This window comes from Sporosarcina sp. NPDC096371 (assembly GCF_044762865.1).
In the GTDB taxonomy this organism is placed as follows: Bacteria; Bacillota; Bacilli; order Bacillales_A; family Planococcaceae; genus Sporosarcina.
Genome location: NZ_JBIWFE010000007.1, coordinates 166002 through 190512, shown reverse-complemented (window position 1 = coordinate 190512; position 24511 = coordinate 166002). Strand labels below are relative to the sequence as shown.

Below are 24511 nucleotides of genomic sequence, written 5' to 3'. Positions count from 1 at the left end.
TAGCTAGAGATTGATCGTTTTCCCATCACGGCTACTTTCATTAGCTGCCTCAATGAAACGAATCACTTCTTTCGTCTCACTTACAGAGACCCTAGAACTTCCATCTCGAAAAAAAACCACTATCTGCTCCAATAAACTAGCATAATAAGGTTTTCGATCTGCATCAATGTTGATATAATCGCTACCTTGCTCAAAGTGAATCACAGCGCCAAACTGCGTATTCCCTTTCCGATTACCTCTAATCGTCCCTAGACGCCCATCCTTCCAAACAGCTGTTATAACATCGTGTTCATCGTTTGATAAGGTGGTGACTGACTTTGCACCTTGACCAAGAATCGTAAACAGCATTTCAATCGTATGAATGCCATACCAAAAGAAACCTGGTTGCGTTTCTTGTAAATCCATTGGACCAAAACAGTCTGCCCCTATCACCTTCCCTTTCTTCGTATTTTGCAAGGCAGTCGTTAAACTTTCGGCATAACGAAGCGCAGATGTACTCATAATGGGTGTCTGATAATGCTTAGATAACTGAATCATCTCGCCCGCTACTTTTACACTCAGACAGAAAGGTTTATCGATAAAGACAGGTTTTTTGTATGCAATAATCTTACGTAATTGCTCACGATGAATTGCCCCATCTGCCGATTCTAATAAGATTGCGTCACTCTCCTCAGCTACTTGCTCAATAGAGTCAACGATTTTCACATTATAGTTATTTCTAAGTTTCCTCGTATAGTCCTCGACACGTGAAATACTAAGCTCAAAATCAGGTGATCCGCCTGGAAAAGCTACAACAACCTTTCCACCTGGCACATGATAGGCTTCATTTGAATTATTTAATAGGTTAGTAAAAGCAAATGCGTGCGACGAATCGAGTCCTATCATACCGATTTTCAGACCCCACCACTCCTTTAATATTGGCTGTTATTATTTCATACCAGACATCTGGATTCCCTCCGTAAAATAGCGTTGGAAGAACAAGAATATGAGAAAAGTCGGGATGAATGACACTGCGGAACCTGCCATCTCCACACCAAAATTGCCTTCCTTCCCAAGCATTGACGCTAAACCAAGAGTGATTGGAAACATTTTCTCTTGCGTTAAATAGATTAATGGCTGAAATAAATCATTCCAGTTTGAAATAAATGAGAATGTGCCGACCGTTGCAACAACCGGAACGGCAAGTGGTAAAATAACCTTGAAAAAGATTTGAATATCATTTGCACCATCGATATAAGCGGCTTCCTCTAAATCATTTGGTATACTTTGTAAAAATTGACGCACTAAAAATACGCCCATAATTCCCCATAATTCAGGAACGATCAATGCCCAATATGTATTGATCCAACCGAAATCAGAGAACATAATATATTTCGGAATGATCAAAAGCTGTTGTGGAATCATGATGACCGCCATAAAAATCCAAAATATAGTTTCTCTTCCCATAAATTTTTTCTTCGCAAAAATGTAGCCCAAAACTGCACAAAAAAGCATTTGAGTAGCTACTGGAATAACTGTGATAATGACAGAGTTGAGAATCCATCTTAAAAACATGCCATCTCTCATAATATAGATATAGTTTTTCATCGTTGGATTGTCAGGTATCCAAAATAGAGGGTCTAATTGTGCAAATTGAACATCTTTAAACGAGCCGAGAATCATAATTGCAAATGGTAACAAGAAACAGAATCCTAAAGCGAATAACACTATATACGTAAGTACTTTTTTAATCATTTTTCAGTCTCCCTTCTACGCACATTTGCAATTTAATAATGTTTGGATTCCTGACCTAGATATTTTCGCTGAACCAATGAAATAACCAAAATAATAGAAAACAATACATACGATAGTACAGCAGCATAACTTAAATTCAGGCTAGTAAACCCTTGTTCATATAAATAATAGACGATTGTCGTCGTAGCGTAACTTGGTCCACCACCTGTTAATAAATAGGCCGAATCGAAAATTTGAAAAGAACCAATCGTAGTTGTAATCGCGACATAAAAGTGAATCGGCTTTAATAGTGGAAATGTTATATTCCAAAATATCTTAAACGACGAAGCACCATCTATCCGAGCCGCCTCATATAATCCACGATCAATGGACTGAAGGCCCGCAAAATAATAGATCATCGTCGTTCCAGCAACTTTAAAAATACTTAAACCCGCTAAAACTGCTAAGGCTTGGCTAGAATTCGATAAGAACAATTGCGGTTCGATTCCTATAAAGCTAAGCATGTAGTTAATCATTCCTGCTTCTGTACCCCTAAATAACCAGCCCCAGATTCCCGCAACAATAACAAATGACGTAACCACTGGTAAGAAGAAGATCCCCTTAAAAAAACCTGCCAATTTAACCCCCGAATTAATAACAAGTGCGAGAATAAGCCCCAGAGCCATCGTTGGCACAATATAATAGATCGAAAACATGACTGTATTCCAAATAGCCTTCCAAGCTAATTTATCAGTCAATAAATACTTCCAATGTTTTAGTCCGACAAATTCAGGATCACCAATCACTTTCCAGTCCATAAAAGTTAAATAAAAACTTAATAAAAACGGATAGACTTGAAAAATAATAAAATGAATAATAATGGGTACTAAAACAATATAGACAATCGCATTGCGCTTCCATTCGCGCTTCAATCGTTCACCGAGAGGTAGTTTACTTTTGATTGCTTTAGTCAGCTTACTCACCCTTTCACTTGATTCTGCAGAAGTCCCCCACTTCTATTATTAGGCTGATTCTTATAAATCAGAGGGTACCTAAGCACCCTACTGATTCAAGTGAAGCCTCCGGCGGATTTCACAAATTTTGAAGGGAATTAATTGCGCAAACGCAATTCAAAATTCGGACGCGATTACGCCGAGACGTAATTGATTCGGTGCATTAGTAACAAAGAGCTTGATCGTTAATGATCAAGCTCTTTGCTGGACTACTCCATTTATCAATTACGGCTTGTGCTTTGGTTATTTCATCTTGGACTGAATAGCTTCTGCAGCTGCATCTGCTGCTTCTTGAGGTGTTTTTTTGCCTTCTAGCATTGCTTGAAGTTCCGCTTGAATTAATGGCATAATCGTACGACCTTCCGGATGGATTACACCTGGTAATGCGTATTGTGTATAACCAGCCAACTGGTCAAGATATTTTTGATCAGTAAAGATATCTTTGGCAGATTCCCGAGTTGGGATATATTGAGTAACTGTATTAAATTTCTTTTGATTTTCTGCATTTGTCATCACCTTGATAAATTCTGCAGCTGCGGCTGGATTATCCGTATTGATCGGCGCAACGAACATGCCCGTTGTACCGTATGTCAATTGCTCTTTATTTTTCATCGGCGGTGCAATGACAAAATCAAAAAGTTCATTGCTCAATAACCGACTAACTGAAATACCCGATCCTTGAACAGCTAACATCTTTCCGCTGTCCCAAATCGCATCATGCTCCATTGCAGTAATTGAATCCGCTGGAATCCAACCTTCATCATACATTTTTTTGATAAATGTGAATGCTTCTACACCAGCTTCATTATTGATTAAAACTTCGTTATTATCCGTTACTACATCTCCACCAGCTTGCCATAAGAATGGATATAATGTTCCATTCATAGAGCCCCCACCTTGGAAACTTGTTGCATAATAACCTTTATCTTTTGCTTTTTTAGCCCATTGTTCAAACTCTTCCCAAGTTGCTGGTAATTTTTCTGGATCTTCACCAATTGCTTTAATTACATCAACATTATAAATATACGTGTATGCTTCTTGTAAAATTGGAAGTCCATATAACTCATCCTTCCAAGTAGTAGACACCAATGCTGTATCGACGAAGTCATCAATATCGAAGCCTTCTAAATAAGGATCTAGCGCTAAAAGCATACCTGCGTCCGCATACTGTGGCATTTGATCAGGAATTACATAGAAAACATCCGGACCATTATTCGCAGCTAAAGCTGTCAGTACTTTTTGATCGCGGTTCGCCCATGGAATTTGTTCAAAGTTTACTTTGACCCCTGTTTGTTCTTCATAAGAAGCAATGATTTCTTTCCACATAGCCCCTTCAACTTCTTGATCTCCTGTGAACGGATGTGCCCAAACCGTTATTTCTCCAGAAAGTTCCCCTTCTTTTGCTCCATCCTCTTTCCCCTGCTCTTCTGTGCCACCTCCTTCGGTCTCATCTACTTCAGTTCCTGTTTCACTAGCTGTGCATCCCGCTATTAAAGCTCCAAGTAAAATAAGTACAAGAAAAAACCAAAACTTTTTCATCTACATGACCCCTCTCAACTGTTATGAATTTGACTGCCACCAATCTGCTGAACTAGTACTATAGGACTTGCACCTCCCTAACTAGTAGACAATCTTTCCTTTTTCATCTTTTATACTATATTTTTAAACTTTGGTACCAAGTGAATTGAAGCGCTGTCATTTCTTCTATTTCCCAACCCAATCAATAACTTACTCAACACACAAAAATTATAAATTCTTTAAATTGCCTGTTTTCAGATTACATTATTCCTTATCAAGAGACAAGTCTCTAAAGTGTCTTTAATTAGAGACAAGCAATTATCCATTTTGTAGCTTCTTTTCATTTCTTTAAATTCTGTAGTTGCAATTTTAGTCATTTTCAATATATAGTTACTTTTATGAGGTGAGACATTTGATAGGGTGGGAAAAATTTAATAGAATTGCATATAGAATGATAGAGCTTGCTTATATTAATATTCTCTGGCTATTATTCACACTGATTGGATTAGTCGCCTTCGGGGTTTTCCCGGCGACGACAGCAATGTTTACAGTCATTCGTAAACTAATTAAAAAAGAGGAGAACTTCAAAATTTACCCTACGTTTTGGCAGTCATTTCGATCCGATTTTTTTAAGGCCAATGGATTTGGTCTGATTTTTATCGTAATCGCCTACTTCTTTTATTTTGATTTTTATTTCTTGCAATTAAATAGTGGTAAATTAGAATTCCTATTTCCTATCTTAATTTTTATAATGATTTCGGGAATTGTTACGTTATTATTTTTCTTTCCTGTCTATACGCATTTTAATTTAAGGTTCTTTCAGTACTTCAAACAATCTTTCTTCATAGCCATTACATCACCTGTTGAAGTGATTGCTATAGGTACATTAGCTGTATTCATTTACTTCGTTGCAACAATTTTTCCCGGTATTATCCCTTTATTCACAGGAAGTGTATTTGCTTATGCGGCAACATTATTTAGCTACAGGGCATTTTCGCGGATTGAAAAACGACAAAATGTGCAATTATGAACATACAAAATTACCCCACTGTATGCTTAATCAAAACATACAGTGGGTTATTTTAACTACTTGAATGAAAACAAAGTTCAAATCGCGAAGTGTATTTCGAGAAAGTGATAAATAATTGCCGTACTGGCCATTATTATTGAAATCGAGGTGAGTAAATGGATATTAACTCAATTTGGGACAAACGTTTAAAGGCGTTTTACAGTGAAATCGTTAGGTACTATTCTGTCATTACGATGAGTGTGTTATATTCCATTATTATCTTCGGTAGTATTTTCCTTTATTATTACCTGAAGTTTCTAAAATGGATGCCTTCGTCTTTTCCCGCTGAACTAGTTGCAGCACTTTCTGTCTCTTTACTATTTTTAGCTACGGGCATTCGAACGTTTTTGAAAAAAGCAGATCTAATTTTTTTAATGCCAGCAGAAGCTAGATTATCTTTATACTTTAAGAAAGCGATGCTGTATAGCGCGTGTATCACCGCAATACAAATAGTTATTTTATTCATCATCATTAGTCCTATGATTCGACAAACCGAGATATCCACCATTACTTACCTTATTACTTTTTTAGGCTTAATCTTCCTGAATATTCGCCTGACTTGGATTGAACAATGGCTAGCAACTCCATTTCATCGGATTGCGCATAGTGCTTTTCGATTTTTATTATTCGGTACCATTCTTTACTTTTTATTTCACGGCTTTTGGAAAATTGCAGGAGGTTTACTGTTGTTTGCAGTTATTCTTTGGTTCTTTGGAGTGAATAAAAAGACGACAGCTGTGAATTGGGATTTCTTAATACAGAAAGAGGAAAAAGCTGCAGAAAAATTTTATATATTTATTAATTTTTATTTCGATGTTCCCCATCTTAAATATTCGTTCAAGCATCGACAGCCTTTAGGATGGGCTATAAAAAAAGCCATCCTCCATAAACAATCTTCTACCTACACGTATTTATTTTCACATTTATTTGTTCGGTTTAATGAATTTTATTATTTGTACGTTCGATTAACCGTCATTGGATGCGCGATTATTTATGTCTTGCCTGCTTATGGATGGCTAGTCAGTTTCCCAGTAGTATTTTTCACCGGTTATCAGTTGCTACCTTTACAACATTCACTCACTGACACTTCTCGTACGTACCCTATTTCAGTTGCTACGATGAGGAACTCTTTCAAAAAAATGCTGGTCATTCTATCATTGATACAATTGGTTTTGTTGAATTCGGCTTTACTTATTCATGTCAGCCCTTTAAAAGTTGTCGGTATGATTTCTATTGAAATACTATATATGTATTGGTTCGTTTATATTTTTGCAGCGAACCGTATTTTCAATAAAAATTCTGAGGCATTCCATTGAATCTATTTCGACGCTAGTGAAGGATTGCTGCGTTCCCTAGGGGAGTATGGGTAATCAGCTAGTCGACTGATCTAGATTTTCCGCAATCTTACATTCCTTTAATCTTTCACCCTAACATACTAAACCAATTGAGGTAAAGCTCGTGTATAATGGAAGAGTACACCATAAGTTTGACAGTTAGGATGTGTGCCTATGAATCCAAATGATAAACAGAATGATATAATTGAAGAAATAGATGATGATGAACTACAGGAACTTGTCTTAGAAGCACAACGACAGGCGCTATCTCAGTCGCAGCAAGACCAACAAAAAGCTAAACACCCTTTTCCAAAGTGGCTCTTCTGGCTAATTGCTAGCATGATGATCGTCAATACTTTTGCTGTATTTTTCGAAGTCTTTTCAATCCCCGCTATTGAATTTGTAAAAACTTCAGCGAGATTGTCAGCACAAGAAGACATTGCTGCTTATAAAAAATCCATTGTCGTGATTACAACCACCGATGGCAAGGGCACTGGATTTTCTATCTCTAGTGACGGAAGCATATTAACTAACTATCATGTGATCGAAGGTAATCAGAAGGTAACAGTCTCTTTCCCTGACAAAGGACTTTTTACCGCCAATGTTGTCCATACATATCCTTCCATCGATCTTGCTGTATTGGAAATAGAAGGAGAAGATTTACCTTATCTGGAACTCGCTGATCATACAACTTTTACAGATGATGAGTCCATCTATTTTATTGGCAATCCATTAAAATTTACGGGGATTGCCAACGAAGGGACCATTATCGACTATCTCCAATTAAAAGATTGGGATGAACCCGTTGTGATGATGAAAGCGCCCGTTTATCGTGGTAACAGCGGCAGCCCTGTACTCAATCTCAGTGGGCAAGTTATCGGAGTCGTATTTGCAACATTGGAGCATGAGACGTATGGGAAAGTCGGATTGTTTGTACCAATAGATGCGTATTACAGTCACCAAGAAGATTAATAAATAAAAAGGGGCAACTCGTTTAGAGAAGCCCCTTTACCCCTTTCATAAATAATCCTCTCGCCATTTCTTCCGTTCCTCGGCATTTAATTGTTCTTCTAGTGTTTCATCCCAATGCCCTACTAACGTATTCCAAACCCGTGCATACACTACATCTTCCGCGTTATTGTACAGCCTAAATTCGAGGCACGGCACGTCATCCGTTTGAACAGTTGTAGCGGATACAATTTTCGATATGACAATTTGAATATTTCCCTCATTAGATTCCACCCCAAGCGATTGAAGTGCAGTGATTGCATCTGTTTTCGCAAGTGATTTGACTGTCCAATCGGCAAATTTTTGTTGATAGCGATACGTTTCGTACTCTTCCGCTGAAAGACTTTCCAAGTCTCCCTTCAGAAATACTTGATGACATGGACTGAATAAAGCCTTTTTGACAGCGTTTTCTGGTTCATGGACAAAAATTCCGCTGTCAAGCTGCTGGATCCCAGCCTCAGTCAATGCAAAAGAATGTCCATGCTTTTCAATGACGCCGGTTCTTGACATTTTATCGATCAAATCATTGATAAACAATTGTTCAACTAATAATATTTCACTTAGTTCTTCCGCATCGGTAATGGCTCCTGTTTGGAAAGCCATCAACATCATTTTCATCAGGATATCCATTTGAGTTCGCATTACCGTCTGATATGCAATTTCAATGGAATGAATGGGAAAACTCCACGACTGAGAATCTAGGATTTTAATATTAATATCTTGCTGTAGCTCCCTTGTTAAACGTCGTTTTAACTCCTCCATGAAGTCATCATCCCCAATTCACCTTTACTTTTCCCTATTATTTTATCACAAAAACAAAACCGCTAAGGAAAATCAATTCCCTTAGCGGTTTATCATTTACTGATCGCTGTTATTCAATTCGCAATTCAGATGATTTATCAAAGAAATGTGCATTATTCAAGTTAAATGCTAAGTCTACAGTTTCGCCAGCAGCTACGTTGAAACGCGCATCCACACGTGCAACAAAGTCTTGGTCATCCACTTTGGAATAAAGAATGATCTCTGCACCCATTAATTCAGCTACTTCAACTGCCACTGTGATCTTTGTTTCTGGTGAAGAATCGATGAATAATGGTTCGTCATGAATATCCTCTGGACGAATACCTAGGATGACTTCCTTACCAATATAGCCTTGATCACGAAGTGCTTTCAACTTCCCTCCCGGAACACGAACTTTCACTTTGCCCATGACAAAATGTTCGCCTTCTAATTTACCATTTAGGAAGTTCATAGCTGGTGATCCGATAAATCCACCAACAAATACATTATTAGGCTTATCATACACTTCTTTAGGAGCCCCAACTTGCTGGATAATACCATCTTTCATAACAACAAGACGTGTAGCCATTGTCATCGCTTCCGTTTGGTCATGCGTTACATAGACTGTTGTTGTTTGTAGGCGACGGTGTAATTTTTGAATCTCCGCACGCATTTGCACACGTAACTTCGCATCCAAGTTTGATAATGGTTCATCCATTAAGAATACTTCAGCATCCCGAACAATGGCACGTCCCAAAGCAACACGCTGGCGTTGACCACCTGATAGTGCTTTCGGTTTACGCGTCAACATTTCTTCCAATCCTAAAATTTTTGCTGCATTATCCACACGTTTTTTGATTTCATCTTTTTTCAATTTACGAAGCTTTAGACCAAATGCCATATTATCGTAAACGTTCATATGTGGGTAAAGTGCATAGTTCTGGAATACCATTGCGATGTCGCGATCTTTTGGAGGAACATCATTCACTCTTTTGCCACCAATGAAAAGATCACCATCAGATATTTCTTCCAAACCAGCAATCATTCGAAGTGTCGTAGATTTCCCACAACCGGACGGACCTACTAGTACTAAAAACTCTTTATCTCTAATTTCCAAGCTGAAATCTTTTACGGAAACAACATCTTTATCATAGACTTTTCTAATATTCTTTAGTTGCAAATCTGCCATTGTATTCCCTCCAGTATGTAAGTGCTTTCACTAACTAGTAATAGTATATAATAGTTCAACTATTTGAGTAATGGTGAATATGCACAAAGATTAGGTTAGTCTTCGTGCATATTTACATATGAACCAAAAATGGCGTTATTTTCTTGCTAAAAGAGCTAAGTACACTGTCATCGCTTGGTGAAATTGCCGTATATCAATGCCCGTTTTCTCCAAAAAACGATCCAATCGATATTGCAAACTGTTGCGATGCATATGCAATGCTTTTGACGTTTCCGATAAGTTTAAATTACATTGAACAAACGTTTCAATCATTTTCAATGTTTCTTCATCGTCGATAAATTCTTGTAAAACGGTTTTACTAATATCAGAGCGGAAATCTTTTTTTGTTTGGTTAATAAGTAAATAAGGAATGGCTTCGATATAGGTGACAACAGCCTTATTCGAGTAGACAAATACGCTCCTAGCTGCATGGATTAATGAATGATAATGCTGACTAATTCCCTCTAAACCTTCCCTATATGAGCCCACAAAAAAGTTGATCTTGACATATAAATCACTCATTAATATATCAATAATCTGTTCATAAGAGGTACCCTCTTCTGCTAGTGTCTGTTCTTCAATAATAATCCCTTCATAGCCGTTCACCCATAGGATGGGTACTTGTTTAGCGAAAAGCTCATGGATTGCACTTTTAAACACAGTAGGATCAATTTCATTTTTTTTAATTGAGAAATAGACAAATCGATAAGGATTAGCCGATTGTAACGCAACGGAGGCAGTTGATTTAGTTGCGTGAATGGCGTTACTCCATTTTTGCTCTTCATCAGTAGGAATCGGAAAATGGATGTTATAGGGTACTAAAAAAGTAGCTAATAATGACGTATCTTTAGCCGTTAGATCCTCTTGATGAATGCCAATAATCTCATTATCATTCATAATAAACCATTTATATGTACGATCTATTTGTTGCTGCCCTTCGGAATATATTATTAGTGAAGGATAGATTTTACGTAATTGATTGATCATTATACTAGCACTTCCTCTAAAAAACCCATTTAATCTATCGTGATGCAAGGATTTTTATTTTTGTTTACCTTATATAATAAAGTAAAAACGCCAGGGGGGCTTTTCCCTTTGGCGTTTTTGTATGAACATCACAATGATGTTTTTGGATTAAAATTCACCCAACAAACCCTGGTTTCTCCAACATTCTAAAAATATTTTTCTTATATTCCTCAACACCCGGCTGATCAAAAGGATTGACGCCGAGCAAATACGCGCTCATGGCACAGGAAATCTCAAAGAAATAAATTAGATAACCAATATGATAGGCATCATGATTGCCAACTTTAAGCAAAATAAGAGGTACACCGCCCGCTTCATGTGCTTCCATTGTCGCATGCAATGTCACTTCATTAATTTCATTCATTGTTTTATCGGAAAGATAGTTAAGTCCATCTAAATTATCAGTAGTAGATGGGATTGCATTATCTCCCATGGATTCTATAAATTGAACGAACGTTTCGAATAGCTCGCGTCTTCCATCTTGAACAAATTGCCCCATAGAATGTAAATCCGTAGGGTATGCAACGGATGCTGGGAAGATCCCCTTGCCATCCTTGCCTTCACTTTCTCCAAATAGCTGCTTCCACCATTCATGGAATGTCGCAAAACGTGGAGAAAAGCTTGCTAAGATTTCAATATCAAATCCTTCATTTAACAAGTGATTGCGTAATGCAGCGTATTGATAAGCACTATTTGAGGCAATATCCGCAGTAGAAAATTCAGCTACAGCATCCTTAGCACCTTTTAGTAACTGTTCAATATCAACTCCTGCTACTGCTAATGGCAGAAGTCCTACAGGTGTAAGTACTGAAAAACGTCCACCTACATCATCTGGCACAACAAAGGAGGCAAATTCTGAACGATTGGCCAATTCTCTCAATGCACCTACTGATTTGTCCGTAATCGCAACAATTCTTTCACTAGTGGAAGACCCGTAACGTCCCTCCATATATTCCAACAAGATTCGGAAAGCAATTGCCGGTTCCGTTGTTGTTCCAGATTTTGAAATAACGATAACCGCAACTTCTTTATCACTAATATACTGGAGCAATTGTTTCATATACGTTCCACTTAAATTATGTCCCGCGAAAATGACTTCGGGATTTCCTGTGTTTTGTCCGAAATAAGGAGAAAGCACATCTTGTATGGCTTTTGCCCCTAAATAAGAACCACCTACTCCGATGACAACAACTATTTCAGCTGATTTCCGTAACTTGTCAGCTACTGCCAAGACGCTTTCTAGCTCATTCTCTAGTACTTCCTCTGGAAGATTACGCCATCCTAAAAAGTCAGCACCTATAGATGTCCCGTTAACCATTTCATTATGAATTTTTTCCACTCGTTTCCCAAAAACGCTATCTAACTCGCTTACCGTCAGTATCGACTGATTGATTATTATAGGTGATACCATTTCAACATTCCCCATTTCCTCTTCATAAAGATTCAGCTGTGATTTTTTCTACAATTGTCATGACAGCCTCTTTTATTGTCAATAAAAGCTCGTCACTTGCCACTTGTGTATCGGCCTTGACACCAAAGTAAAACTTGATTTTTGGTTCAGTTCCAGAGGGACGAATTGCAAACCATGAACCGTCTACTAATCTAAACTTCAGAACATTAGCGATAGGTAAGTCAAGTGGCTGCTTATGTCCTGATTCCACATCAACAGCGTGACCAGCTGCATAATCCTCAATGACAGCAAGCGGTTGTGTAAAGTCACCGACAAATGATGCAGAACGGAAATAGTTCAAAATTTCATCAATTTTAGTCATTCCTGTCTGCCCTTTTAGCTCAATAGACTTTAATCCTTCTTGATAAAAACCGTATTTCTCGAACAAATCGTACAAGCCTTCTAATAATGTTTGGCCGTTTACCTTATAACGCGCTGCTACTTCAGCAATAAGGACAGCAGCTTGGACAGCGTCTTTATCCCGCACAAAATCACCAATCAAATAGCCATAGCTCTCCTCATACCCCAATAAAAAAGTAGATGCGGCAGATTCTTCAAACTCTAATATTTTTTCACTAATAAATTTGAACCCTGTCAGAACATCAATCGTTTTGACACCATAGCTGTCTGCAATTGCGCGACCAAACTCTGACGTAACAATCGTCTTCACCACAACACCATTTTCTGGAATGGTACCGTTACTCGACTTATCTTCCAATAATGCGTGTACGAGTAATGCACCAATCTGATTGCCTGTTAAAAAAACATAATTTTTTTGACTATCCCTAACAGCCACACCCATGCGATCTGCATCTGGATCCGTAGCGATAAGTATATCTGCATTCACGTTGTGTCCATATGTAAGCGCCATGTCGAAAGCTTGTGCTTCTTCAGGATTTGGATACTTGACCGTCGTAAAATCAGGATCTGGAATCGCCTGTTCACTCACAATGGTTACATTCTTGAATCCAGCAACTTCTAGCCCTTTAGATACTAGTTTTCCACCCGCACCGTGAAGTGGAGAATAGACAATCGATAACTGTTTATCAAGCTCACCACCTAATAGAATGCTATCCAACTGTTTTAAATAACGGTTGCTCATGTCATAACCTAGATAAGTGAGTAATCCATTTTCTACAAGAGAAGCCTCCTCCAAGACCTCTACCGAAAAAAGATCTTCGATATTTTCCGTATGAGCTGTAATCGCATTTGCCGCTTCAAATGCGACTTGACCACCGTCTTCTCCATATACTTTCAAGCCGTTGTATTCTGAAGGATTATGGCTTGCAGTTATCACGACTCCCGAAAATGAATTCAGTTCTCGGATTGAGAAAGATAGTAACGGTGTGGATTGAAGTTCATCAAACAAATAAGAACGAATGCCATTACTCCCAAGGACTTTTGCGACTTCAAGGCCAAATTCTGCTGACTGATGTCTAGAATCATATGCAATCACAACACCTCGATTTTTGGCAGCTTCACCATGGCTTATAATATAAGAAGCAAGCCCCTGTGCCGCCTTCCTTACGGTGTAAATATTCATCCGATTTGTGCCAAAACCAAGTTCGCCACGTAGACCAGCTGTTCCGAATGCTAGATTTCTATAGAAACTGTCTTCCAATAATTCTTTGTTTTGTTCAGCCGCTACTAGTTGTTGCATTAATGTTGTATCTAAATTCTCTTGCATCAACCATTTTTCTGCTTCCAGTTGCCATTTCACATGAATTACCTCCGGAAAATAAGTTTGAAAAACTATTGTATTTGCTCTTTTGCCTTAATATTAGCACTAATCTCTTTCGTAGAATATGCGGATAACTTCATTGTAAGGGTAAAAGCTTTAAATTTACAGCGATACTTTTCTAACTGACTTTGGCCACATGAATTAGAACCTAACCCATTCTGTTTTTCATCCAAATGCAAGACGATGTAATCCCTTTTTTGTAAATCAATTGTGTGCTTCGCCTTCTCTAGATCCGTCACTTCATAATAAGAAGCCCCAAAATTAAATGTAGTTGGATGGCCAACTGCTAGTAAACCTACACCATTGCGATTCACTAAGCTTGCCCAATGCGTATCTGTTCGATTACCGTTTTCTTGAAGATGAACATAGTTCGTAAACAATTCGTCTACCGCTTTTTCATATTTGATTAATTCGTTATATTTTTCTCCGTGACAATCTATTTTCATCTACGCTGTGACTTACTTACTCTTAACTTATATATGTTGAATAAAGAATCTTACCAACAACGCTACGCACTTCAGGAAAGTTTGAACTGCATCCTTTCCCTATGCCTCCCGCGGTAAGGCGTCTTCGTTGGAGAGTAGTTAGAGTCAATTGTCCAACATATTCAGTTAGTTAATTAACTTAATAAAATGATATCACATCCACTGCAATTCCAATAGTGTCAATTATTTTTTAATTCTCCATAGTCATCTTACTGCAGTAAAAGAAAAGATAGCTAGTTATTCAAAATCCGAATAACTAGCTATCTCAATTTCCAAACTATCCCTTTATTTTTCAACATCTCGATATTTCATTTGTTATGATTTCCTTCTCAAACAATCAAATTGACCTTAGCGTATATACGTCGTCAACTCTTCTTCACCATCTTGACCAATTACAACAATATCCGGATTTTTCCCAGCTTGAATGGTCCCTTTTCGGTCGCACTGTCCTAATCGCTTTGCCTGATTGATCGAAGTAATTTGTAGTTGTTCATGGATAGAAAAGTTAAGACACTTGTCAAGATGTAAGCGAGCATTATTCATTATTTCGATACTTCCGGCTAACGAACGAGTAGATGTTAATAGATATTTGCCATCACTCTAGTACTTCCCTAACAAATGACAACTCTCCTGATTTCATAGGTCCAATTTGATAAGAGAACCTTTCATTGCCGATTCTAATGCAGCCAAAGTCACTTTATGTGTCTGATAGGCATCCTCATAATCAGATAAAATCCCTGATGAGTCGCCCGTGCGTACCGCATTGATAAATACTGCATTTTCTAGTTGGTAAGGATTATTCACGTCGTTAAACTCTGATAATACACCGCTTTTTGTAAGTTCTAAACGCTTTGGTGTCCAATCAAGCATACCCTGATCTGTATATAAAGTGATTCCAGTTTTCCCGATACCATCAGGGAGAATACAAGTATTTGATATATTAGCGACAATGCCATTACGAAGCTTCATCGTTACAGTTCCTACATCTGCTACTGTAATCGATTCATCCCGCGTAGAAAGAATACGGTTAGCAAATGCTGCGTAAACTTCTTCTACATCTCCACAAATATAGCGCAGTAAATCGACAATATGGGTTGTCTGTTCAATAAATTGTCCACCTGAACTACCTTGGTTTCTCCACCAAGGCACTCTAGGCATACTGCTCATGTATTGTCCAAGCACAATACCAATATTTTGGTCAGTTAGCATGCTTTTCAGTTGTGCTATCGACTCACTGTAGCGGTAATGATAGCCCACTGATGTGAGCAATGACTTTTTCTTAATCTCGTTTAATATGTTTAAAGGGATATCATTATCTTGACTCAAGGGTTTCTCTACAAAAAATGGAATTCCTCGCTTAATTAACTCCAACTCTATCTGCCCATGTGCCATTGGTGGGACGCAAATATAGACAGCATCCAAGGAATCGGCGTCTAGCATTTCATCTAAGTCACCATATCCAGTTGCGTATGTAAACCTTGATGCCATTGATTTTGCTTTTTCTAAACTTGTACCATATATGGCTGTTACCCTAACATCGACTAATTCCGATAAAATCTTCGCATGGAACATACTGAAGTAACCTGTTCCTATCATCCCTATTTTTATGGTCAATGTGAATCCCCACTTTCCCGCTATCAGATGATCCATTGTCATGCCCTGAACTTCTTACTTTTTCCTACTTATTCATATGCCGCTAACTTTAATCGGTTGTTTAGACGAATTATCATTTATAAATGGCAATATAATCATCATAGTCTGAATAATGAGGTAGCACAATAGGAATAAAACAAAAAAGAAGGGTAAGTTATTGCTATCTAATGTGCATTTATTACAGCAAGGGGTCATCCTCGAAGACTCTTCTGATAGATTGCCACACCCCAAATAAAACCAAATAAAGCATAAAATAAGCGCCTCCTGATAAGTTGGCGCTTATTTTACACTTACTTTAAAAGATTAATGTGGGTAAACTGTGTCAAACTCATTTCCACATGGACCAGAATCTGGATTTAATTCTGGTTCAACCTTACTCCCATCCTCCCTGAACAAAGGGCTGTAAAAACCGCTTATTTTTGTAGTTGATTCTCCTGCATAATGACAAATAAATGCTTTTCGAAATCGATCTTTCGTTTTATTTCGATAAGAACCATGAATTAAATTCCCATTAAAAAACAAGACATCTCCTTGATTCATAATAGCTGGTACCGCTTTCAAACCTTTTGGCACTTTAACGTATTGATTTGTAAACGATTCTTTAGAGTCAGCTAATTCCGGGCAGTAAATTTCATCATTATTCGTTTTCGGAACAACAAGTAACGTACCATTTTCTAGATCAGCTTTGTCTACTGCCGTCCATGCAGCAATACACGTTCCCGGCTCTACTTTTAAGTAAAAATTGTCCTGATGCAAAGCTTGCCCCCTTGCAAGTGGTGGCTTAAAGTAAAACATGCTTTGAGCAGCTAATGCATTTTCATTAAACAAATCCGACAAGATGAGCATAACTTTCGGATGAAGCATGTATTTCATAGCCACATCATTTACACGGTGCGGATGCATCATTCTTGGATATCGTTTGAGAGGGTCCTCAACTTCTGATGATTGATCCATAATCGGTTCAAAACAACCTTTAATCGTCTTTTTACTCATCTCCATAAAGGTTTGGTCGATTTCTGCTATCTCTTGTTTAGAAAACAATCCTTTAATTATTAAATATCCTTCTTTTTCAAATTGATCTTTTTGCTTCTTAGAAACTGTTTTTAAACCAGTTAACATTATGTTCATCTTCCTTTCCTCCGATATATCTAAATCAATTCCATAGTATTATTATATGAGTCTCTAACAAATAGTTGAAGTAACAAAATAGCTGAAAACTATAACGATCTTGCTAATAACCTCATATTTCGCACCCTTCTCCTACTCAAAAAAGGGATTTACCAACCGCTATTTACCTCTTTTATTCGGATGACAGGAATTCCGTCTTGACTATCAAAATTGTTGAAGCGTATCATCAAAGTTCTCTAAATATAGTAAGTAAAACCATCAAACAACTTCAAGTTTCATAATATATCATCAATCAGCCCGTTCCTTACAACAATCAATGTTTTACTACGCCTGAAGATGTTACCTTATCGTTTAATGAAGGATAATATAGAAAATCTAGCAGCCCTTAAAGGGATATTATTGCGCTGATTTTTTATAATTTCTTGGCGAAATACCAAAGCGTTTACGAAATTGAATAGCAAAATGATTATAATTTTGGAATCCTACTTCCACTGCAACTTCAGATGCATTTCGGTCAGTATGCTCTAGTAAAAGTGCAGCTTGATTTAATCTCATTTGTTTTAATGTTTCCAAAATAGAGCTCCCAACGTTTTCTTTGAATAAATGGGAAAGCCTAGACGGAGAAAGCCCAACTTTTCTTGCTAACTCTTCAATTTTAAAAGACTCACTCATTTGCTTCGACAGTAAATGAAGGACTTCTTCGACCCGTGGTTCTATGGAATATTTTTGTTTTTGAGCAATGAGTAAAAGAATTTCTTTTAACGAGTTTTGGCATAACTCAAACCAATAATTATTTCTTTCTCGATAATCTAGAATAAGTTTGTCAAAGGCCTGGCTCAATCTATTTTGTATATGCTTATTTTCCATTGTAAGCTTTACTAGATTCTCACCCGAAAGATAATTTGTTTCAAATAGCTCTGGTGAAAAATGAACCCACATAAAATTCCATTCCGATCCTTCCCGAGTCCCGTATTGGTGAGGCACTTTTGGCATTAATAAGATTACGTCACCTTGACTGCTTGTTATCTTTTCATCATCTACAATGAAGTAACCCTCCCCACTTAGTGTGAACGTTATTAACCAATCACTCATCCCATTAACCCTTCTCGTTTGATATGTATCCTTTTCAAGAAAGTGCCCAGCGATCAATACACCTAGCCCTGGATATTCAACATTATCTGACGGCAAATTTACACGTGGCATATTCCTTCCTCCCTCAGTTGCCAAATACTAACCTTTCATTCTTTAAACATTTCAACAATCTAATTGACTTCACTCACATACCTCCCCTCCTCCATCAAGTTTGGGCAGATGAAAACAATACTAAAGACTGTGGATTTAGACTAGGTATTAGTATATTAAATACTCACATTTAGATTCATGAACAGCTTTAATAACCGTAACCTAGAGTAGCCAGGTTACGGTTATTTAAGTGGTTCCTTATTCAGATACACCCAAAACCCAAGGAAGATAGTTTTCAGAACTCGAGTCCAATGGGTAGTTAACTACACGTTTGTTAACACCCATTAAATTGTAACGGTAAACAGTTGGGGCAATTGGGACTTCTTCAACCATATTTCCTTGCCATTCATGGAAGATTTTTTTACGGTGTTCAGAGTCAAACGCTACTGTCGAAACACCTGCCGCTAGCAGCTCATCATTCTTGTCGCTCACGAAATGTGAGTAGTTGAAAGGTGCAGCTCTGCTATGAATACCAGCTGGATCCGGGTCATACCAACGTTCCACGCGCCTTGGTAACTATCAATTTTGGAATGTTTGCTTTCAACATATCCTAGAACGCATTGTATCATGTAGACATCCATCTAAAAGTTCAACTTTGAGACTTACATCAGACCAGTTTTGCCTATAGCACTTGCTAATTGGTTCAGCTGTTTACCCACCGGACATAGAAGCAAAGGTAATCACATATTCTTCACGTTTATCATCTTCTCGGAAGCCATCGCCATCAGCGTTGACATATTCAGCTTCGTCAAGTAGCACTTTTGCTTTTTCAGGATTGCATGGACGACCTGGATTACTCGCATCGTGGTAACCAGCAAATCACCTTCAGGGTTTGTTTCATTTGGGCCTAAAATATCGTTCCAAGATGTTGAAGCGACTCAATAATATAATTTATCTCTAAGAATATTTCAAAAAGATGAAGGTATGCTTTCAATTATCTAAAAGGTTATTCCACTTCCTGATTTTCCGTATTATTCAAACGCTGGTAACATATCACCGTGCGCCTCAATTAGATCATCACACAATGAAATAATATCATCGATAGAAAGTTCTGCTGAAGTATGCGGATCTAGCATAGCTGCTTGATAAATATGCTCTTTCTTCCCGGTCATTGCAGCCTGAATCGTGAGTAACTGTGTATTGATGTTTGTTCGATTCAATGCAGCTAGTTGCTCTGGTAAATCACCTACATACGTAGGCGTCACGCCACTTGCATCGACAATACACGGAATTTCAACACATGCATTTTCCGGTAAATTACTAATTAAACCACCTGTGTTCAGGACATTTCCACCAATTTTAATTGGTTGATCTGTTTCCATAGCCTCAATGATATATGAACCATACTCACTTGTTCGTTCATGCGTTAGATTTTCATCATTGACTAAATCGGCACGCATTTTCTTCCATCCTTCAATCTGATTGATACAACGCCTTGGATATTCATCTAGTGGTATATTAAAACGTTCAATTAATTCTGGATATCGACTCTTTATGAAGTATGGATGATACTCAGCATTATGCTCGGAAGACTCTGTTACATAATAACCAAACTTTAACATTAACTCAAAGCGAACCATATCATGATGTTTTTCTTTTTGTTTCTCGATCGCTCTTCTTTTAATCTCTGGATATAAATCTTCCCCGTCCCGAGTAATTTCGAGCAACCATGCCACATGATTAATCCCAGCTATTTTCCACTGAATATTATCTGTTGGCATGTCCAAAGATCTTAGTAAGCCCTTTGCACATCCCTGTACACTATGACATAAACCGACTGTTTTAATGTTTGTGTATCTAAGCATTGTACCTGTAAGTGCGGCCATTGGATTCGTATAATTTAAGAACCATGCGTCTGGACATACTTCTTCCATATCCTTAGCAAAGTCCATCATGACAGGTATTGTTCTCAAGTTACGGAATATACCACCGATTCCCACTGTATCTGCAATCGTTTGACGCAGTCCATATTTTTTTGGAATTTCAAAGTCAATAATTGTACTTGGTTCATATCCACCCACTTGAATTGCATTAATCACATACTTTGCATTTCTTAATGCCTCTTTCCGATTCGTATATGATACGATATTTACAGTCGACCCAAGATTTCTTTTAATATTGTTCAACATTTGTTCTGAATCTTTTAGTCGCTCATGATCAATGTCAAATAAAGCAAACTCAAAATTTTGCAGAGCAGCAACTCTCATGCAATCACCAAGTACATTTTTAGCAAAAATAGTACTACCTGCACCTAAAAAAGTAATTTTGGACATTCTATACCCCTCCTGTTTTTCAAGTCATTCCGATAAAAAAAGTAATTTTAGATGAATTATCATTAATAACCAGCATAAAACTATAATCTTTTATTCGCAACAAATGACGTTATATTCATCATAGTCCGAACATTAAGGTTATACAATGGTAATAAAACAAGAAAGAAGGGTAAAATATTGCTATCTAACTTCCACTCATTACAGTATGGGACATTTGGATTTCGTTTTAAAGGAGCTCATCAGCAACGCATTGTGGGGATCTATTCTATAGGTTGGGAGAAGCCGATAAGTGCCGCCCCCTATGACTGGGACGGTTTAACTAGAAGTGAAAAGGATATCATCATTTTCCAATATACCTTAAAAGGTGTAGGTAAGATTAGAATTAAGGATAGTACATATCGTCTTGAATCCGGGGATGCTTTCTTTGTCAAAGTTCCTAGTGATCATCGCTATTATTTGCCTTCAGATAGTAATGAATGGGAATTTATACATATAACTTTATTTGGAGAGGAAGCCATCAAATGCTATGAAGAGATAATAAAGGATGCTGGTCATATCCTGAAATTGGATTTGTATTCCAATACAATTTCAACTATCCTTGAAATATTAAAAAAAGTTTCTACTAATAAATTGAATGATGCATATGAAGCATCCTCTTTCGCCTATTTGTTTTTAATGGAGATACAACGTCATGTATTGAACATCAAAACGGATGAGGAATGGCCCGATTCTATCTCAAATGCAATTAGTTTCATAAAAAATAATTATGCTAATCCTATTACTCTCGACGATATTGTAGATGCATCTGGACTTTCTAAATATCATTTCACTCGACTATTTCATAAAACCATTCATTCAACACCTATACAATACTTAACAAATACTAGAATCAATAAGTCCATTGATTTATTAAAAGATAATAAACTCACTATTAATGAGATTGCATTAATAGTAGGTTTTTCAAACGGAAATTATTTCGGAAAAGTTTTTCGTTCCTCTCTTGGACTATCACCTGGAGAATATAGAAACAGTAAATCATTTATCGCAGTCGACCATTTTATTGGCGATCAGTCACTTCCAAAACACACTTTTGTATTTTGATTATGTGCATCTTAAAATAATAATTGTATCATGTCGTTATCGCTTGAAATATTTTTAAAATAATTTCGATTACCTGTAGTCAGAATGTTAAATGAGGTGAATGGAGTAGCATATGAATAATAAGGGCTACAAAGCTAGTACAACCAGCTAATCGCACTGTTTTATTGGGTACGAAAGTTGAGTTATTTATTTCCAATGATGGCTCACTATAAAATGAAATGGTTCATGCTTATTAAAAACTCTTTATTATTTTCTGTGACTCAGTTTCGAACAACATTTCTCTGTGGAATAATACTATTGTTAACTAGATTAATAACATATAATTTTCCTATTCCCCCATTTTCCTTTGGAGTATAGCAATCTACAATATCTATCGGTTGTGTGATAAATCCTTTAAGAAGATTGAATTTATGGGGCAATCAACCTCAGTTTTACAGTAAAAGACCATTACATTTAATTACAACAAAAAGTAGCCTGTCATTCAAATTACGAACGACAGGTTACTTTTTTGACTACCAAACTATTAATTGCCTCCACCATTCCGCTCATACGAAATAGCACCTCTACAAATCGTCAATTCCACTTCGCCATCCTGACCAATTACAACAATATCTGCATCTTTACCAACCTCAATAGATCCTTTTCGTCCTATTAGGCCTAGACGTTTCGCTTGATTGACCGAAGTTATTTGAATTTGTTCATGGATAGACAAGTCAAGCCACTTAGCAAGATTCAATCGAGCCTGATTCATCGTTACGATGCTTCCCGCCAAAGACCCACTCGTAGATAATACGCATGTCCCATCACGCACTGTCACCTGCTGGCCACCCAAATCATATTCTCCATCAGGCATGCCTTTTGCACGCATTCCGTCCGTAATGGCTAGGACATTTTCAAGCCCCTTCATCTTCACAATTAACTTGAGCAAATCGGGGTGAAAATGAATACCATCCGGGATAATTTCTACATGAACATCATCATGTAACAGAGCTGCTCCAACAACACCTGGATCACGATGGTGCATACCTTTCATGCCGTTAAACAAATGCGTTGCATGGCTGACCCCTTGACTGATAGCATCCATCGTTTCATCATACGATCCATCCGTATGCCCCATTGACGGAATGACCCCCGTCTTGGTAAGCTCCTGAAGCAATTCAAATTGAGCGTCGAGTTCCGGTGCAAAGGTGATGACCTTAATCGCATTCCCTGATAGCTCCTGCCACTCTCTAAAAACTTTAGCATCGGGAGTAATAATAGCACTTTCGGGTTGAGCCCCTTTTTGTTGTTTATTAATAAATGGACCTTCCAAATGAATGCCTAGCATTTCCGCTACGTCTAAGCCAGTCCCTTGTGCGCTATACTTCTCAAGGCTTTTTAGTGCATCTACAGTATGTTCAATTGGATTTGTTATCGTAGTTGCCAAGAAAGAAGTTGTCCCCTCTTTTGCTAAAGCCTTCGCAATTCCTTCAAATGCTTCGTGACTACCATCCATAAAGTCAAATCCCGCTGCGCCGTGAACGTGAATATCAATCATACCTGGAATCACATATTGCATCCCTGCACAATCGAACACTTGCTCATCGTCAGACCAAGATGGACATACCGCCATCTCGCCAACAGTCTCAATTTTGTCATCTTTTATATGTATAAAACCTTGTTCCAAAATACTGTTTTCCAAAACAATCGTCGCATTTACTAAATATAAATTTCCCAAAACCATTTACCTCCCCTTAGCTTAATTGATTTTCTCAACGGACATTTGACTGACCGCCCAATCGACTTGGTCAACATTGATATGACCTGTTTTTTCTTCCATCGCATTTAATACACCCATAGATAGACCAAACTTAATCAAATCCTCGTCCGCTAAACCGCGTGCAAATCCGGCAGCAAATCCAGCAACAACTGAGTCGCCCGAACCTACTGGATTAACAGCTTCAATTTTAGGAGCTTTAGCCCTATAAATGTTATCCCCATGTTTCACAATCGCGCCATCTGCTCCAAGTGTCACAACAACCCAAGGCACATCTGCAAACAATGATGAATCCAACGCTTCTGTGATCTGTATTTCATCCAACAATTTATAACCTAGTAAATCTGCTAATTCATCTTCATTAGGTTTGATTAAATAAGGCTTATGTTCGCCTCTGACAATTGATGTTAACAATGCCCCATTTGAGTCTAAGAGTACTCTTGTATTGTATTGTGAAGCAATTCCCACCATTTCTAGATAAAAATCCGCCGCCAGTCCCTTTGGCAAACTTCCAGATATCGTGACAATATCGACTTGTTGCACATATTCAGTGAACTTCTTCAAAAATAATGAGGCTTCCTTTTCCGAAATGACTGGACCACTCTCTAGTATCTCCGTTTGATTTCCTTCATGAATCACCGCAATACAATTTCGAGTTTCACCTTCTATTTCTACAAAAAAATCTTCTATACCCAGTAAGCCTATTTGTGAACGGATAAAACCACCTAAACTCCCCCCTAAAAAGCCAGACGTAGCAACATCTTCTCCAAGCTGATCCAACACACGAGCCACGTTAAGTCCTTTTCCACCCGCCGTTTTAGACACATCAGCCACACGATTTACCGTATCTAGCGAAAACGTCTCCAATTTATAACTAATATCTACAGCCGGATTTAATGTAATTGTTAAAATCATGATCAGCCCACCTTTTCATTGATAATCAATTATACCTTTGCATAGTTTAATGACGCAATAGATAATCAAATGGAGTGG

Annotated in this window: 22 protein-coding genes; 4 read left to right on the top strand and 18 right to left on the bottom strand. The window is 37.7% G+C overall.

The window, feature by feature from the left end:
- Nucleotides 1–3: 3 nt before the first annotated feature.
- The 4 genes from ACIQ0H_RS17560 to ACIQ0H_RS17545 all read right to left on the bottom strand — a co-directional run bounded on the left by ACIQ0H_RS17560 (nt 4) and on the right by ACIQ0H_RS17545 (nt 4265).
- Nucleotides 4–885, bottom strand: coding sequence for a Gfo/Idh/MocA family protein (locus ACIQ0H_RS17560; RefSeq protein ID WP_403417535.1), 882 nt, complete (start codon nt 883–885; stop codon nt 4–6).
- Nucleotides 886–927: 42 nt separating this feature from the next.
- Nucleotides 928–1734 (bottom strand): carbohydrate ABC transporter permease, encoded by an 807-nt coding sequence (locus tag ACIQ0H_RS17555; protein WP_403417532.1) that lies wholly within the window; start codon nt 1732–1734, stop codon nt 928–930.
- A 32-nt stretch (nt 1735–1766) separates the two neighbouring features.
- The gene (locus tag ACIQ0H_RS17550; protein ID WP_403417529.1) at nt 1767–2696 is read right to left on the bottom strand and encodes a carbohydrate ABC transporter permease; all 930 of its coding nucleotides are present in this window, start codon (nt 2694–2696) and stop codon (nt 1767–1769) included.
- Nucleotides 2697–2969: 273 nt separating this feature from the next.
- A complete protein-coding gene (locus ACIQ0H_RS17545; protein ID WP_403417527.1) occupies nt 2970–4265 on the bottom strand; it encodes a sugar ABC transporter substrate-binding protein in 1296 nt (431 codons plus the stop codon).
- 391 nt (nt 4266–4656) lie between these two features.
- Between ACIQ0H_RS17545 and ACIQ0H_RS17540 the strand changes: the two genes are divergently transcribed.
- From ACIQ0H_RS17540 to ACIQ0H_RS17530, 3 genes are all read left to right on the top strand, one after another.
- Entirely contained in the window at nt 4657–5274 is a 618-nt protein-coding gene (locus ACIQ0H_RS17540) for a YesL family protein (RefSeq protein ID WP_403417524.1), read from the top strand.
- A gap of 155 nt (nt 5275–5429) precedes the next feature.
- Complete coding sequence (locus ACIQ0H_RS17535) at nt 5430–6629, top strand: ABC transporter permease (protein WP_403417522.1); 1200 nt, start codon at nt 5430–5432, stop codon at nt 6627–6629.
- Between the two features lie 192 nt (nt 6630–6821).
- The gene (locus ACIQ0H_RS17530) at nt 6822–7619 is read left to right on the top strand and encodes a S1C family serine protease (protein ID WP_403417519.1); all 798 of its coding nucleotides are present in this window, start codon (nt 6822–6824) and stop codon (nt 7617–7619) included.
- Nucleotides 7620–7664: 45 nt separating this feature from the next.
- Here the strand turns inward: ACIQ0H_RS17530 and ACIQ0H_RS17525 are convergent, their stop codons facing one another.
- The 12 genes from ACIQ0H_RS17525 to melA form a co-directional block, all read right to left on the bottom strand.
- A complete protein-coding gene (locus tag ACIQ0H_RS17525) occupies nt 7665–8417 on the bottom strand; it encodes a hypothetical protein (RefSeq protein WP_403417516.1) in 753 nt (250 codons plus the stop codon).
- Between the two features lie 109 nt (nt 8418–8526).
- Entirely contained in the window at nt 8527–9624 is a 1098-nt protein-coding gene (locus tag ACIQ0H_RS17520) for an ABC transporter ATP-binding protein (protein WP_403417514.1), read from the bottom strand.
- Between the two features lie 135 nt (nt 9625–9759).
- Entirely contained in the window at nt 9760–10650 is an 891-nt protein-coding gene (locus tag ACIQ0H_RS17515) for a PucR family transcriptional regulator (protein WP_403417511.1), read from the bottom strand.
- 154 nt (nt 10651–10804) lie between these two features.
- On the bottom strand, nt 10805–12100 hold the full coding sequence (locus ACIQ0H_RS17510) for a glucose-6-phosphate isomerase (RefSeq protein WP_403417509.1): 1296 nt from the start codon (nt 12098–12100) through the stop codon (nt 10805–10807).
- 22 nt (nt 12101–12122) lie between these two features.
- Nucleotides 12123–13859: a phospho-sugar mutase gene (locus ACIQ0H_RS17505; protein ID WP_403417506.1), complete on the bottom strand. Its 1737-nt coding sequence runs from the start codon at nt 13857–13859 to the stop codon at nt 12123–12125.
- Between the two features lie 32 nt (nt 13860–13891).
- The gene (locus ACIQ0H_RS17500) at nt 13892–14326 is read right to left on the bottom strand and encodes a beta-galactosidase small subunit-related protein (RefSeq protein ID WP_403417504.1); all 435 of its coding nucleotides are present in this window, start codon (nt 14324–14326) and stop codon (nt 13892–13894) included.
- 387 nt (nt 14327–14713) lie between these two features.
- Nucleotides 14714–14908 (bottom strand): amidohydrolase family protein, encoded by a 195-nt coding sequence (locus ACIQ0H_RS17495; protein ID WP_403417502.1) that lies wholly within the window; start codon nt 14906–14908, stop codon nt 14714–14716.
- Between the two features lie 93 nt (nt 14909–15001).
- Entirely contained in the window at nt 15002–16021 is a 1020-nt protein-coding gene (locus ACIQ0H_RS17490) for a Gfo/Idh/MocA family protein (RefSeq protein ID WP_403417500.1), read from the bottom strand.
- 300 nt (nt 16022–16321) lie between these two features.
- Nucleotides 16322–17137 carry a phytanoyl-CoA dioxygenase family protein gene (locus ACIQ0H_RS17485; protein WP_403417498.1) on the bottom strand — a complete coding sequence of 272 codons (816 nt, stop codon included), beginning with the start codon at nt 17135–17137 and terminating at the stop codon, nt 16322–16324.
- Between the two features lie 405 nt (nt 17138–17542).
- Nucleotides 17543–18349 carry a helix-turn-helix domain-containing protein gene (locus ACIQ0H_RS17480; protein ID WP_403417495.1) on the bottom strand — a complete coding sequence of 269 codons (807 nt, stop codon included), beginning with the start codon at nt 18347–18349 and terminating at the stop codon, nt 17543–17545.
- A gap of 237 nt (nt 18350–18586) precedes the next feature.
- Nucleotides 18587–18892 carry a hypothetical protein gene (locus tag ACIQ0H_RS17475; RefSeq protein WP_403417493.1) on the bottom strand — a complete coding sequence of 102 codons (306 nt, stop codon included), beginning with the start codon at nt 18890–18892 and terminating at the stop codon, nt 18587–18589.
- A gap of 467 nt (nt 18893–19359) precedes the next feature.
- Nucleotides 19360–20661: an alpha-glucosidase/alpha-galactosidase gene (melA, locus tag ACIQ0H_RS17470; protein ID WP_403417490.1), complete on the bottom strand. Its 1302-nt coding sequence runs from the start codon at nt 20659–20661 to the stop codon at nt 19360–19362.
- A 177-nt stretch (nt 20662–20838) separates the two neighbouring features.
- Here melA and ACIQ0H_RS17465 point away from each other — a divergent pair, with 177 nt between their 5' ends.
- Nucleotides 20839–21762, top strand: a complete 924-nt coding sequence (locus ACIQ0H_RS17465) for an AraC family transcriptional regulator (protein WP_403417488.1) — start codon at nt 20839–20841, stop codon at nt 21760–21762.
- Nucleotides 21763–22285: 523 nt separating this feature from the next.
- On the opposite strand, the gene nagA is transcribed toward ACIQ0H_RS17465, so the two are convergent.
- Together nagA and ACIQ0H_RS17455 are read right to left on the bottom strand one after the other, a co-directional pair.
- Complete coding sequence (gene nagA / locus ACIQ0H_RS17460; protein ID WP_403417485.1) at nt 22286–23479, bottom strand: N-acetylglucosamine-6-phosphate deacetylase; 1194 nt, start codon at nt 23477–23479, stop codon at nt 22286–22288.
- 21 nt (nt 23480–23500) lie between these two features.
- Nucleotides 23501–24433 carry a hexose kinase gene (locus ACIQ0H_RS17455; protein ID WP_403417482.1) on the bottom strand — a complete coding sequence of 311 codons (933 nt, stop codon included), beginning with the start codon at nt 24431–24433 and terminating at the stop codon, nt 23501–23503.
- Nucleotides 24434–24511: the final 78 nt, after the last annotated feature.